General features: G+C 28.5%; 12 protein-coding genes. All 12 read left to right on the top strand.

Annotated elements, in window-relative coordinates; translation table 11 throughout:
* The first annotated feature begins 186 nt into the window (after nt 1-186).
* The 12 genes from B2S02_RS07880 to B2S02_RS07825 all read left to right on the top strand — a co-directional run bounded on the left by B2S02_RS07880 (nt 187) and on the right by B2S02_RS07825 (nt 14,846).
* The gene (locus B2S02_RS07880) at nt 187-1,320 is read left to right on the top strand and encodes an ABC transporter substrate-binding protein (RefSeq protein ID WP_346847278.1); all 1,134 of its coding nucleotides are present in this window, start codon (nt 187-189) and stop codon (nt 1,318-1,320) included.
* Between the two features lie 4 nt (nt 1,321-1,324).
* Nucleotides 1,325-2,386 carry an iron ABC transporter permease gene (locus B2S02_RS07875; RefSeq protein WP_346847279.1) on the top strand — a complete coding sequence of 354 codons (1,062 nt, stop codon included), beginning with the start codon at nt 1,325-1,327 and terminating at the stop codon, nt 2,384-2,386.
* Nucleotides 2,386-3,144, top strand: coding sequence for an ABC transporter ATP-binding protein (locus B2S02_RS07870; RefSeq protein WP_346847280.1), 759 nt, complete (start codon nt 2,386-2,388; stop codon nt 3,142-3,144). The genes B2S02_RS07875 and B2S02_RS07870 overlap by 1 nt, the downstream gene beginning before the upstream one ends.
* Nucleotides 3,145-3,179: 35 nt before the next feature.
* Nucleotides 3,180-3,959 (top strand): nicotianamine synthase family protein, encoded by a 780-nt coding sequence (locus tag B2S02_RS07865; protein ID WP_346847281.1) that lies wholly within the window; start codon nt 3,180-3,182, stop codon nt 3,957-3,959.
* Nucleotides 3,956-5,275 (top strand): opine metallophore biosynthesis dehydrogenase, encoded by a 1,320-nt coding sequence (locus B2S02_RS07860; protein WP_346847282.1) that lies wholly within the window; start codon nt 3,956-3,958, stop codon nt 5,273-5,275. The genes B2S02_RS07865 and B2S02_RS07860 overlap by 4 nt, the downstream gene beginning before the upstream one ends.
* Nucleotides 5,262-6,113, top strand: coding sequence for a DMT family transporter (locus B2S02_RS07855; RefSeq protein ID WP_346847283.1), 852 nt, complete (start codon nt 5,262-5,264; stop codon nt 6,111-6,113). The genes B2S02_RS07860 and B2S02_RS07855 overlap by 14 nt, the downstream gene beginning before the upstream one ends.
* Nucleotides 6,114-6,360: 247 nt before the next feature.
* Nucleotides 6,361-6,867, top strand: a complete 507-nt coding sequence (locus B2S02_RS07850; protein ID WP_035131214.1) for a GNAT family N-acetyltransferase — start codon at nt 6,361-6,363, stop codon at nt 6,865-6,867.
* 475 nt (nt 6,868-7,342) lie between these two features.
* Nucleotides 7,343-8,731: an MATE family efflux transporter gene (locus tag B2S02_RS07845; protein WP_346920502.1), complete on the top strand. Its 1,389-nt coding sequence runs from the start codon at nt 7,343-7,345 to the stop codon at nt 8,729-8,731.
* Nucleotides 8,732-9,022: 291 nt separating this feature from the next.
* On the top strand, nt 9,023-10,786 hold the full coding sequence (locus B2S02_RS07840) for a PAS domain-containing protein (RefSeq protein ID WP_346920501.1): 1,764 nt from the start codon (nt 9,023-9,025) through the stop codon (nt 10,784-10,786).
* A 45-nt stretch (nt 10,787-10,831) separates the two neighbouring features.
* A complete protein-coding gene (locus B2S02_RS07835; RefSeq protein WP_346847287.1) occupies nt 10,832-11,077 on the top strand; it encodes a hypothetical protein in 246 nt (81 codons plus the stop codon).
* The gene (gene mscL, locus B2S02_RS07830) at nt 11,061-11,489 is read left to right on the top strand and encodes a large conductance mechanosensitive channel protein MscL (RefSeq protein ID WP_346847288.1); all 429 of its coding nucleotides are present in this window, start codon (nt 11,061-11,063) and stop codon (nt 11,487-11,489) included. Before B2S02_RS07835 ends, mscL begins: the two co-directional genes overlap by 17 nt.
* A 420-nt stretch (nt 11,490-11,909) precedes the next feature.
* Entirely contained in the window at nt 11,910-14,846 is a 2,937-nt protein-coding gene (locus B2S02_RS07825) for an insulinase family protein (RefSeq protein ID WP_346920500.1), read from the top strand.
* Nucleotides 14,847-14,955 lie beyond the last annotated feature (109 nt).

The following is a 14,955-nucleotide window of genomic DNA, read 5'->3' as shown; positions in this document are numbered from 1 at the left end:
ATTTTTATATTTTTTACCAATTTTGTATTGATAATGAATTTCAAATATGATACTATGTTTTTATGAAATTGATATTCATTATCATTAACAGGTTAATAAATCATAATAGAAGTAAAGAGGGAGGTGGCTAAACATTCTTATATGAAAACCAAATTGTATTATAGAAAGTAAGAGGAGTGATTTTTTATGAAAAAACTAGTTAGTATAATGGTATCTTTAATAATGATAGTAGGGTTAACAGGATGCTCACAGGAAAAGGAAAAAAACTCAGAAGAAAGTACTGTTATAGAAGTAGAAGACATAAATGGTGATGTAGTTACTTTAAATAGGCCAGCAGAAAAAATATTTTTAGGATTTTATATAGAAAATTATCTTGCAGTGTCTGGGGATTTTAAACTAGATAGAATTGTTGCTATGTCAAAAGGAGAAACAAAGGATTTAATGAATGCAATGTGGAGTAAGTATGCAGAAATAATTCCTAATTTAGAAGGGTGTATTGATACAGGATCTATTTACTTAGATAGTTTCAGTATGGAGAAACTAATTGAGGCAAAACCAGATTTAGTAATTCTTGCACCTTATCAGGCAAAAAAAATAGGGGATGGGATTAATACTATAAAAAGTCTAGGGATTCCTGTAGCAGTAGTTGACTACAATTCTTTTACTTTAGATAAGCATGTAAAAAGTACAGAAATACTTGGAAAATTATTAGGAAAAGAAGAAAGAGCAAAGGAACTTGTTGAAAATTATAAAAGTCATATAAAAAATGTTGAAGATAGAGTAAAAGATATACCAGAAGATAAGCTTAAATCTGTTTATTTTGAACTTGCAAGTCAAGGTCCAGATACCTATGGAAATTCTTATGGAAACTCTTTATGGGGAAATATACTTAAAACTGCAAAATGTAAAAATATTGCTGAAGAGAAAGTTGAAGAATATGGTCCACTAAATCCTGAATACGTTATCTCCAGCAATCCTGATATTATAATGTTCTCAGGACAAACTAATTCTCAAGATAAGGGAAAACAAAGATTTGAGATGGGATTCAATGTAAATGAGGATAGAGCTGTAGAAACAATGAATATGTATTTAAAAAGACCAGGTTGGAACAATCTAAATGCGGTAAAAAATAAAGAAGTATATGGTTTTGATCATAGCGGACTTAGAACTCTTTATGATTATGTATATCTTCAATATGCTGCAAAGGCAATTCATCCGGAAAAGTTTAAAGATGTAGATCCAATGAAAAATCTAAATGAATTTTATGAAAAATATTTACCAGTAAAACCAGCAGGTACTTTTATGATAAAGGGGGAATAGTCAAATGACTAATAAAATAAAAGTATTGGAGGATTTAAATGAGGGAGAGGATGTATATAAGAACATAAATAAAAAAAGATTTATTTTATTTGCTATTACAATTATAGCATTACTTGTATTTTCTATTTTAGATTTAATTGTTGGACCCTCTGGGATGTCTTTATCAGAGGTAATACGGACTTTAATACAAGGACCTACTAAAGAAAATATAAATTCAGCTGTTATGTGGTCTATAAGACTTCCAATGACATTAACATGTATATTTGTGGGAGCTTCATTGGGATTAGCAGGATCTCATATGCAAACTATACTTAGTAATCCATTAGCTAGTCCATATACTTTAGGTATTTCATCAGCAGCTGGCTTTGGGGCTTCTCTTGCTATTGTCACAGGAATTACTATTGGAAACATAGGATGGATTTCTATACCTTTAATGGCATTTGCTTTTTCATTTATATCTAGTTTATGTATATATTTTATAGGTAAAAGTAAGGGTATGAAGTCTATAACAATGGTGTTAACAGGTATTGTTATTCATTTTCTATTTCAGGCACTACAATCTTTAGTTCAGTATATGGCAGCACCAGAAGTATCACAACAAATTGTATTCTGGATGTTTGGAAGTTTATTAAAATCTACCTGGATTGGGGTATTTATTACTGCAAGTATTTTTCTTTTATGTTTCTTACTAACTACAACTATAGTATGGAAAATAACAGCCCTATCTGCCGGAGAAGAAAGAGCAAGAAGTCTTGGAATAAATGTAGACAAATTAAAGTTAAGGGTATTTTTAATATCAACTTTGTTAACTACAGGAGCTGTTTCATTTATAGGTCCTATTGGATTTATAGGATTAATTTCTCCGCATTTTGCAAGGTTATCCGTTGGAGAAGATCAAAGATATTTATCTCCCGTTTCAGCTATATTTGGAGCATTAATCATGGTTGTAGCTTCTATAATATCTAAAGTAATAAAACCAGGTGCATTAATACCTATAGGCATTGTTACATCTATTGTTGGAGTACCTTTTTTACTTTTTTTATTACTATCTAAGGGGGCAGAGTAATGAGTTTTATTACAGTAGATAAGGTTTCAGTTAAATATAAAAATAAAGAGGTATTAAGAGATATTACTTCTACTTTTAACCAAGGTGAAATAACTTCAATTATTGGTCCTAATGGTACAGGAAAGACAACCTTTATAAAAGCTATATCTAATATGGTTAACTATGGAGGTCATATATATATGAATGAAAATAATAAGGAGAAAATATCCATGGAAAAAGTGGGCTATGTGCCGCAGATGAGTAATAGTAGTTCTGGTTTAACTGTATTTGAAATGGTATTGCTTGGACATATGAAGGATTTAAAGTGGAAAATTTCTAAGGATAAACTAGAAGAAACAAATAAAATATTGAAAAAAATAAATTTAAGTCATCTAAGTTATAATAAATTTTCTAGTTTAAGTGGAGGAGAAAAACAATTAGTGATTATGGCACAAACCTTAGTTTCAAAGCCCAAAATACTACTATTAGATGAACCAACCAGCGCATTAGATATAAGACATCAGCTACAAGTTTTAGATCTAGCAAGAGAGTATACTACAGAAAATAATGCTATTACTATAGTTGTAATTCATGACTTAGCTTTGTCAACTAGATATAGTGACAAAATAGTATTATTTAACAAAGGATATGTGATGAAGGAAGGAAAACCAGAGGAAGTATTACAACCATCATTATTGAAAGAGGTTTATAAGGTAGATGTAGAAGTTTGCTGCACGAAGAAAGGTTATTTTACAGTTACCCCTATTACATGTAGTTAAATAATAGTAAAAATAAAGTTTTGAGGTGAGAGGGTATGAATAAACATAAATTTTTATTAAATTTAAAGTTGTTAAACATAGATATTAAAGAAATTATGAACTTATGCAAAGAGCATAATGAATGTTTTTCAGTCTTAAAAGATAAACTTGATTACGTATGTGATTTTATACTAGATAATTCAAATAATTTAAAATGGAAGAAATATTTATCAGAAGAAACGTATGATTCTCTAGTTAGAGAACTTAGAAACTCTACTTCAAATGCCTTAGGATGGGTTGAAAAGTTTCAAGCTCATAGCATATTAAGCGGTAGTGTGGATTCATTCAAGTATTCTGATGAATTAAATCTTGCTGTGCAAAATGAAATACTGGAGTTTGAAATAAATACCAAATCAAGGATTCTATTTATTGGCTCTGGAGCTATGCCTATAACAGCTTTTACTATAAAAAATGAAGTTGATTGTGAAGTGACATGTTTAGATATTGATAAAGAAGCACTTGATTTGTCTCAAAGATTATCAGATAAGTATGGGATCAAAAATATATTCTTTTCATCCCAAGATGTAAGTAAATTTGATTTAAACAACTTTACTCATATTATTATAGCTTCTTTAGTTGAAGAAAAATTAGATATTGCAAAATTTTTATTAGAAAATATCAATGGAGATACAAAGGTTATTTTAAGGTATGGAAATGAGTTAAAAAGTATATTTAATTACCCTTTGGATACAAAGATATTGAAACATTGTCAAAAAACAATAATAAAAGACAGTAAATATATTTATGAAAGTATAGTTTTGGAGAAATCTGTATGATGATTAAAGATATATATAATAATTTGGGAAACATATTAATAGTAGGTTCAGGACCTGTAGCAATGAATATGACAATTAATTTATCTAAAGGGTTTTTGGGTGAAATAGGTATGGTTGCTAGAGAAAGTGATAAAACTATATCTTTTTTACAACAATTAAAAAATAATGATTTTACAATAATGGGGAACGCATCAAAAAGAGAATTATTTAAAGTAGAAGGAAGCTATAAATTAAAAAAATTATATATAGGACATGCTAATATAGATGATATCTGGGATACTATGGTATTGTGTGTTCCATGTGATTGCTATATGGACATATTAAAAAAAGTAGATTTACTAAGGCTTACTAGAGTAAAAACGATTATTTTAGTATCACCAGAGTTTGGGTCTAGTATAATAGTTTCTAATTACTTAAATAGAGAGATAAGGGAATTAGAGATAATTTCTTTGTCTAATTATTTCGGTGCAACTAAGTATTCATCATCAAAATCATTAATAGAAGTAACAACAAAAGCTTTGAAAAAAAAGATATATATAGGTTCATCATTAGAATATAGCTATAAAGTACAAGTTCTAAAAAGTTTTCTAAAAGATATTGGAGTTATTTCAGAAATATTAAATGATCCATTAGAAGTTGAAAGCAGAAACATAACTATGTTTGTACATCCAGCTTTTTTAATTAATGATATTAGTTTAAATCAAGTATTTGATTATGATAAAACAAATAAATATGTATACAAGCTATATCCAGAAGGACCTATAACAATGAATACTATATCTATTATGCGTTCTTTATGGAAAGAAATATGTCAAGTGTATATGAAACTCAGGATTAAACCTATTAATATACTTAAGTTTTTAAACGATGATAATTATCCAGTTTTAGAAGAATCTATATCAAGAGAAAATATAGATAAATATATGGAATATGATACCATAAAACAAGAATATTTACTTTATGTTAGATATTCCTCAATATTAATTGATCCGTTTTCCATACCAGATAAAAATGGAAGATACTTTGAGTTTTCAAGGATTCCTTATCCAAAAATTTATAAAGATAATAGGGGAAAATGGAATATACCAAGAATGCCATTTGAAGATTATAAAAAGATCAAGCTTTTATATGCTATAGGAAAAAAATTAAATATAGACATGGAAAATGCAAAATATTTATTAGACTTATTTGATATTTACTTAAATAAATTTATTGAAGATAAGGGTGAGAATAATATAAATAATAGTGTATTTGAAGATCATAGCATAAACAATGCAAAAATTATAATTAAGGAGCGATTAAATGAGAGTAGATAAAGGTGTAATATTGGCAATACTATCTTCATTTACGTTTAGTATAATGAATGTTTTAGTAAAGTTAGTTAGTAATAGAATACCCTCTAATGAAATAGCTTTTTTTAGAGGCATAATTGGTGTGATTTTAATATTGATATTAATGAAGGGAACTAATGTAAAGTTTTCTAAAGAAGGAAAACCACTTTTATTAATGAGAGGGCTTCTAGGAGGACTTTACATGGTAACATACTTCTTTGCAATTTCTACAATGAAGTTAGGAGATGCTTCTATATTAGCACATTTATCAGGTGTTTTTGTAATGATATTTTCTGCAATGTTTTTGAAGGAAAGACTACCAAAGAATGCTTGGATATTTATTATAATTATTTTATTTGGGGCAAGCCTTATAATAAATCCATTTAGATATTCCACATATTCTTTTTATGCTATATTTGGATTGTTAAGTGCAATCCTATCAGCAAGTGCTTCTATAACTATTAGAAAATTAGCAAAATCTAAGAAACATCATTCTTATGAAATTGTATTTTATTTTTTAGCTGCATCTACAATAGTAGCGGCTATATTAATGAGAAATAATTTTGTAGTACCAACAGTTAGAGAATTTGTTTTATTGTTTATTTTAGGAGTTGTTTCCTTATTAGCACAAATATTTTTAACAGGTGCGTTTGGAAATACTAATGCTGTAATTGTAGAAGTAGTAAGGTATATAGGAATATTATTTAATGCAACTTGGGGATTGATATTATTTGGAGAATCTTTATCCGTATACTCTATATTAGGAGGAATTCTTATAATTGGAGCATCTATTGTTTTATCCAGACAAAAATCTTTAGAGTAGGGGAAATCAAATGTAATAAAAAGACTTTTAATAACTTTAACTGGGATTAAAAAGCTAAAAATGGGAAATATAAACTAATTGGAAAAGTTGTAGAAAACAAAGGAAAGTACAATAAAAACAAGTTAAACTTAGTTAATCAGCAATTAAGATTTTTACTTATATTAAGATTAATAGTATTATAAATCATAGTTACTAGTAAATTAACATATGTTTGCAAGCATTAAATAGGTTTAAGGAGTTGTACTTTGTGGAAATAAACAGTATAGTCCTAAGCCCAGAAGTATATAGATCTGATGCAGAAAAGATAGCTGATTGGCTTAGTGATGAGGAAATTGTAAAGTATTTAAATGAAGATAATAAGGCTAGAGAGAACTTAATTAATGTTATAGATAGAATAAATCTGCCAATTTTAACTCATTTATTTAATAACAACTGTAGATTTTTTACTATAAAAAATCCCTATGGAACTATAGGTTTTTTAAGACTTATCCCAAAAGGTGAAACAATTGAAATTGTTATAGCTGTGGGAGAAAAGGAACTGTGGGGAAAAGGTATAGGCCATAATGCAGTTATGGAAGCGTTAAAAACTGCATTTTTTGAAATGAGGACAGAAAAAGTTGTTGCAAAAATTAAGAAAGATAATAAAAGGTCTCAAAACCTTGTAAAGGGAATTGGATTTAGAGAAATAAAAAAACTTGAAAAAGAAGTAGAATATCATATTACAAAGGAAATATTCTGGAAGAAAGCAGCATAATAATCTTTTATATGAGAGTAAATAAAATAATAAAGAAAAAATTTTAGACAACCATCTTAGGTAATAAACTGGGAGGGTTGTTTTTTTATTGAGAATTAAATTATTGTTATAGTAGATAAAACTTTTACTAATGAATTTTTATCATTTAACAACAACATTAAATTTAAAACAAAAATTGACAAGAATTCAGAATTGTTATACACTAATATTAATTCGAATATCGAAGTAATATTCAAAAGACCAGTGCATTTAAAAGATTTATCCTAAAGGACAACGACTTCTAAGTACCCAAAATACCGATATTAAGAATTCAGTTGGTAAGATTCAAAGAAACTAAGAACTATGTTTATTATATAAATTTTAAAAATAAAATAAGTTATAAAAGAATGAAATTTAGAGCTAACCATTTATGGTTAGCTCTAAATTAAGGAAAAATTGAAGTTTAATTTATTAAATTTAATCAGGAGGTAGATGTATGGTAAAATTTTCAGAACTTTTTTCTCCTAAAGACATGACTGAGGGGACACCATGGAAACGAATTGTAGAATTTTCATTACCAATGCTTATTGGGAATATAGCTCAGCAGTTTTATAACACAGCGGATTCTATTATTGTGGGTAAGTATGTAGGTGATAATGCACTGGCTGCTGTAGGTAGTGCATCTCCAATATTAAATCTTTTACTTGTACTTTTTGTTGGAATTGCAACAGGAGCAGGAATCATGGTTGCTCAATATTTTGGAGCAAAGGATAGAGAAAGGCTTTCTCATACCATTGGGGTATGCATATCTCTTACTGCTATAGCATCTCTAATCATAATGGTTATAGGGCCTCTAGTTACTCGTCCATTGTTATCTTTTCTTAACACTCCAGCATCTATAATAGATTGGTGTGCAGATTATCTTGTTATTTATTATGTAGGTATAGCAGGCTTTGCTTATTACAATATTTTAGCAGGAGTACTTAGAGGACTTGGCGACTCTATATCTGCTCTTGGATTTTTACTTATTGCTACAATTTTAAATGTATTCCTTGATCTTTGGTTTGTTGCAGGACTTGGAATGGGGGTACCAGGAGTTGCTTTGGCAACTATTATTGCTCAAGGTATATCAGCAGTTCTTTGTATTATTAAGTTAGCAAGAATGAATAGTACCTTTGATTTTAATCTTAAGATGCTTGTACCAGCTAAGGAATATTCTATGAAGCTTATAAAACTTGGATTGCCATCTGGATTTACTCAAGCCATATTTTCTATTGCAATGATTGTTGTACAATCTCTAACTAATAGTTTTGGAGAAATGGTTATAGCATGTAATGTAATTGTTATGCGTGTAGATGGATTTGCTATGATGCCTAACTTCACCTTTGGTAATGCAATGACAACCTATGCTGGACAAAATATTGGAGCTAAAAAGATGGATAGAGTTGATAAGGGTACTAAAGATGGTACTATGATTGCTGTTGGAGTTTCTACTGTTATAACAATTTTAATTTTAATTTTTGGTAAATATCTTATGGGTGTTTTCACTGATACAGCAGAATTAGTTGACTTAAGTATGCATATGATGCGTATTCTTGCAGTGGGTTATATTGCTATGGCAGTAACTCAAAGTTTATCAGGTGTAATGAGAGGTGCAGGGGATACTATGACACCTATGTGGATTTCTCTAATTACTACGGTGATTTTACGTGTACCTGTTGCTTATGGTATTGCATATTTAACTCGTAGTGCAGCTTATCCTACTGGAAGACCAGAATCTACATTTATATCACTACTTGTATCTTGGACACTTGGAGCAATTGTAACTACAGTTTTCTTTAAGAGAGGTAAGTGGAGAAATAAAGGTTTTGTTGGACATGATTAAAAGTGCATGAATTAAATAGATTTTAAGAAGACGATTATATCAATAGTGCAATTGATATAATCATCTTTTTTTATTCAGTTTTAGATATTGAAAATATTGCAGTTGTTATACTGAAGATAACTAAATAATATTAAGAAATATTGTGATAGTAATCACAGATTTATAAATAAAATAATGATACATTGTAAATGAAAGACATTATCAATTAGAAACAATATGATGTTAAATAGAAATTTTAAGTTTAAATAATATATTTAAATTTTATATAAAATATGAGGAGAATGAAAATATATGAAAAAGCAAATTAACTACATTACTATTGATGGACGTGGAGACCATGAGACTTTTAAAGATTGTATTACTAAAGCAATTAAGGAGTTGAAATCAAATGAAGGTATACATGTAATTAAAGATTTCGAACCTTTTCCTATGTATAAAATGATGGATGGTAAAGGCTTTGATAAATATGTAGAGAAGTTAAGTGATGAAGAATTTCATGTTTACTTCACTCCTAAAGAGAAAATAGAAAAAATTCAAATGGAGGATAATTTAGAAATCGACCATGATAAAGTTAAAAAGATCATGGAAATAAAACTTAAGTATTTAAGAGGAGAAATATCTATAGAACTAGCAAAAGAAGAACTGATAACATCAGTTAAAAGTGTAACAGCTCAAGAATTTGCTATATGTGAGCAATATCTTCAGCAATATGGTATAACTGATGATGAATTAGCAGAGAGAATGGATGAAATTCTGCAAATTTTTGATGGAATACTTACAAGTAATAAAATAGACGTTAAATTAGGTCATCCAATTAGAACCTATTTAGAGGAAGGAAAGGCTATAAGAAATGTTTTAATTGAAGCTAATAATATGTTAAATAAAAAGTTTATTAAAAATCAATGGGCTGAGGTATATGATAAATTAGAAGAAATTAATATACATTTTTCAAGAAAGCAAAATCAACTATATCCTGCTCTCGAAGGTAAGGGCTTCGATAAACCTTCTAAAGTAATGTGGACCTTAGAAAATAATATAAAAGATATTATTAAAAAAGCTAAAGAGTATTTAGATAGGGATGAACATGAAAAGTTTTTAGATATTCAAAATGAAGTAATTGAAATGATTGAGGATATGATGATAAAAGAAGAAGAAATACTTTATCCAACTTCAATGGATCTTCTTGACCATGAAGATTTTATTAAGATGAGAAAAGGTGATGATGAAATTGGATATTGTCTAATTGAGAAACCACCTTATTACAAAGAAGATGAAATTAAAAAAGATGAAAATGCGTCTAATAATGAACTTCTGAAGGATTTGGCAAAGGTTTTACAAAAACATGGAATATTCAATAAAGAAGATAATGAAGTGTTAGATGTAAGCCAAGGAAAGTTAACACTTAAGCAGATAAACTTAATTTTTAAACATCTTCAAGTAGATTTATCCTATGTAGATGAAAATGAGATTGTAAAGTTTTATAGTGATACAAAACATCGAGTATTTCCAAGAAGTGCAGGAGTTATAGGAAGAAAGGTGCAAAATTGCCATCCAAGAGAAAGTGTTCATATGGTAGAAGAAATTATTAGAGCGTTTAGAGCGGGTGAACAAGATCAGGCAGAGTTTTGGTTAGAAATCGGTGGTAAGTTTATTTATATAATCTATAATGCAGTAAGAGATGAAGAAGGGAATTTTAGAGGAGTACTTGAGATGATGCAGGATGTAACAAAGATTAGAGGATTACAGGGAAGTCAGAGATTATTATCTTGGACTAATGAAAAACAAGAAAGTAAAAAGGATGAGGTAAGTGGTGAGGTTATAAAAAATCAATATGGATTAACAAAGGAAACTGTTATAGGTGACTTAGTAAAAAAATATCCATTTCTAAAAGAATTCTTACTAAACCTTTCACCTAAGTTTAGTAAACTAAAAAATCCAGTATTATTTAAGACTATGGCATCTATAGCTACATTAGATATGATTAGTGAAAGAGGCGGATTTGAGGTTGAAGAGATTATAAGTAAAATCACAGAAGAAATTAATAGTAGAAATTAAAAACTAAGAATATCAAAGAAGTTTCAGTATAATAGAATTTATATTATGCTGGAACTTCTTTTAAAAGATGTTGTCATAGATGAAAAAAATAGTAGTAATAAAGATGTTGACATTGAAGTATTTATATATGTAACATTAGATGGAATAGGGTCTGTTGGACATGTTCATTTATGTTATAATGGACAAGTTATATCCTATGGTAATTATGATGATAGATCTTTTAGGCTATTAGGTATAGCAAGTAGAGTTTTTTATTATTTTAAGGAGGAAAAGTATGTTAAAGGAATTTAAAAAATTTGCGATTAAAGGTAATATGATTGACTTAGCAATTGGTATGATTATAGGTGCAGCTTTTACTAAGCTTGTAACATCTTTGGTTGAGACAGTAATAATGCCTATTATTAGTATTTTTGTAGGTAGAATTGATTTTTCAAATTTGTTTATTGCTTTAGATGGAAAAGAATATGTAACTCTAGCTGCTGCAAAGGAAGCTGGAGCCTCAGTAGTTGCTTATGGAACTTTTTTAACTGGACTTATAGACTTTTTAATTATGACATTTGTAGTATTTATTGTGGTAAAGCAACTTGATAGGTTTAAAGGCAAAGAAGAAGCAAAACCTGTAACAACTAAAAAATGTCCTTACTGTATTTCAGAAATCTCAATTGAAGCATCAAAATGCCCCCATTGTACTTCTGACTTATAAGATGTATAAGTTTTAATAAAGTTTTTATAGTATATAAAATTGAAGAGCTTGTTTATGTATGTAGCATAACTTATATTAATTGTATTTACAAGTATGTTAAAAAATGTTATGATTGAATAGTTAGAATATTGAAAGGAGGTCGTTTTTAAGTGAAAAGTATAAAAAATTTGAATAAAAGTGAATTTTATAATACCTATAACGGCCTTAAGAATAGATTTTAACATATTTATTTTGATATTTTAAGTCATGGGGTTGTTTGGACTCTATGACTTTTTATTTTTTTAGTAAAATGAGAAGTTGTAGATATCTTGGTTTAACTAAGGTATATCTATAACTTTTTTATTTAATATAAAGTTATGAATAGTAATGGTTTAAAATGATTTTAAACCACTATTAGGAGTGATTGTGGGGGGAATTTATATGCAATTTAAAACTAACGAAATCTACTATGGATTTAAATTATTAAAAGAGGAGAAGGTAGAAGAGGCACAATCCATGGCTAGAATATTTGAACATGTGAAAAGTGGAGCAAGACTTTTACATTTAGAAAATGAAGATGATAATAAGTTATTTTCTATAAGTTTTAGGACAACTCCTACAGATAGTACTGGAGTTGCTCATATATTAGAGCATTCTGTACTTTGTGGTTCAAGAAAATTTAAGGCTAAGGATCCTTTTGGAGATATGGCCAAGAGTTCATTACACACTTTTTTAAATGCTATGACATTTACAGACAAAACTATGTATCCTGTAGGAAGTAGAAATAGTAAAGATTTTATGAATTTAATCGATGTATATTTAGATGCAGTTTTACATCCTAGAATATATGAAAATCATGAAATATTACGTCAAGAAGGTTGGAGATATGAATTAGATGAAAATACTAATAAACTAGCGTATAAGGGTGTAGTTTATAGTGAAATGCAAGGAGCCATGTCATCACCAGAGGAAGTTATTTGTAGTGATATATATAGATCAATATTTCCAAATACTACTTATGCCTTTGTTTCAGGTGGAGATCCAGAGGATATACCTAATCTAACTCAAGAGGATTTTGAAAAGTTTCATAGCAAATTTTATCACCCATCTAATAGTTATATCTATCTATACGGGGATCAGGATTTGGATGCATGTCTTAAGTTTATAAATGATGAATATCTTTATCAATTTGACAGAATAGAGATATCTTCTCATATAGATGATGTGAAAAATTTTGAAGGTATGGTAGAAAGAACTGCTAATTATTCTATTAGGGAGGATGAAGATGAAGAAAATAAGGCATTTTTAGCACTAAATTTTGCCTTTGAAGAAACACGTAATGGAGAGGCATATTTAGCTACAAAAATACTTTATAACATGTTAATTGAATCCTCAGCATCTCCAATAAAAGCTGCCTTACTTAAAGCTGGTATAGGTGAGTGTATTATAACAAGGGATGATATGAATATGGATGCAACTAAGGAAATATTATTCCCAATAGTAGCTAAGAATGTAGATATTACAAAGAAGAGTGAATTTATAAATGTTATTATGAATACTCTTAAAGAACTTGTAGACAAGGGATTAGATAAGGATCAATTGAAGGCAGCTATAAACACCATTGAATTTGATTTGCGTGAAGCTGATCCATGGAGAACTGCTAATAAGGGAATCGAATATAATGATTGGGTTTTAAATAGTTGGATATATGATGGAGATCCTCTTGTTCACTTGAAGTATGAAGATATCCTTAATAAGATAAAAACTGCTTTAGACAATGGATATTTTGAGAAGTTTATTGAAAAGAATATGGTTAAAAATCCCCATTGTTCCTTAGTAGTTTTGACACCTAAAAAGGGATTAGAAGATGCTAGAAATAAAGCATTAGAAAAAAAGCTAGAAAATTATAGAAGTTCTTTATCCGAAAAAGAAATAAAAGAGCTTATGGAGCGAAATAGGAAGTTAAAAGAAGCTCAAGTTAGGGTTGATACCCAAGAAGAAAAAGATACTCTTCCAAAGCTACCTATAGAAGAGGTAGATAAAAAAGTAGAAAAAATTCCTCAAGAGGTTGTAAAAGAACAAGGAATAACCATTTTAAAACATCATATTCCTACAAATAAAATAGTGTATATTAATCTGCTATTTGATGCAAAAGTAATTGAAGAAAAGTATATTCCTTATTTAGGACTTTTAAAGGATGTTTTAGGGGAGCTTGATACTGAGAAAAGAGGTTATTCTCAATTAATCACAGAAATCTATAAAACTACAGGTGGAATAACTTTTGAAAATCAAGTATACACTGAGAAAAATAATAGTCAGGCATATCATCCTAAATTTATAGTTAAATCAAAGGTAATTGCAGAAAACATTTCATCTCTACTAGAGTTAGTAAATGAAATAATTACTACTACTAAATTTGATGATTTAAGTAGGCTTAAACAAATTATTCAAGAAACAAAATCAAAGCTTCAAATGAGAGTTATAAATGCAGGACATGAGGTTGGGATGAACAGAGTATTTGCACAGACTTCTTGTGGTAGAGGATACTGGGAAAAAATTAGTGGTGCAACTTATTATGAATTCATCTGTAATTTAGAAAAAAGTATTGAGAAATCTGGTAAGGAAGTTAGAAGCAATCTTATTAAGGTTTATGAAACAATATTTAATAAAAATAATTTAATTATCTCAGTGGTGGGAGAAGAAAAAGAAGTTGAAACAGTAGTAACTAATATTAATAAGGTTATTTGTAACATTAAAACTGAACCTACTAAATTATATAATCTTGAGCATAAGAGCAAAAAAAATATCGAAGCTATAATAACTGCTAGTAATGTGCAATATGTAGTTAAGGGATTTAATTTTGCAGATCTTGGTTATGAATATTCAGGGAAAATGAGAGTGCTTTTAAATATATTAGATAATGAATATTTATATCCTAGAGTTCGTCTTCAAGGTGGTGCTTATGGATGTTATAGTGACATGAATAAGGATGGTAATTTAGCAATTTTCTCCTATCGTGATCCTAATCTTACAAGAACTATAGATGTATATAATGAAGCTTATAAATTCTTAGAAGAAGTAGATTTTACCAAGGAGGATATGGAAAAATTTATAATAGGATCTGTTGGACAGTTATATAAACCATTAACTCCTGATAGAAAAGGTGAAAAAGCAGTTGCAGACTATATTTGCAATGTAACTCAAGAAGACATTCAAAGATGGAGAGATGAACTTTTAAGTACTACTAATGAAGATATAAGAAGTTATGCTTCAATGATTAAGATAGGAATGAATGAAAATTATTGTTGTATAGTAGGTAATGAAGGAAAAATTAAGGAAAATAAAACTATTTTTAATAAAACAAGTAAATTATTATAAAATAACTTGCTTTATATAATAAAGTGTAGTATGCTTAATAAGAACTTAAATTAATAGTAAATAATATAAACCAATATGTTTCAATTAGTACTTAATAAATAGAGTATGT

The sequence above is a fragment of the Clostridium sp. UBA7339 genome (assembly GCF_002470865.1).
In the GTDB taxonomy this organism is placed as follows: domain Bacteria; phylum Bacillota; class Clostridia; order Clostridiales; family Clostridiaceae; genus Clostridium_J; species Clostridium_J sulfidigenes.
The sequence above is the reverse complement of the archived record's forward strand: the minus strand, read 5'-3'. Positions and strand labels throughout refer to the sequence as shown.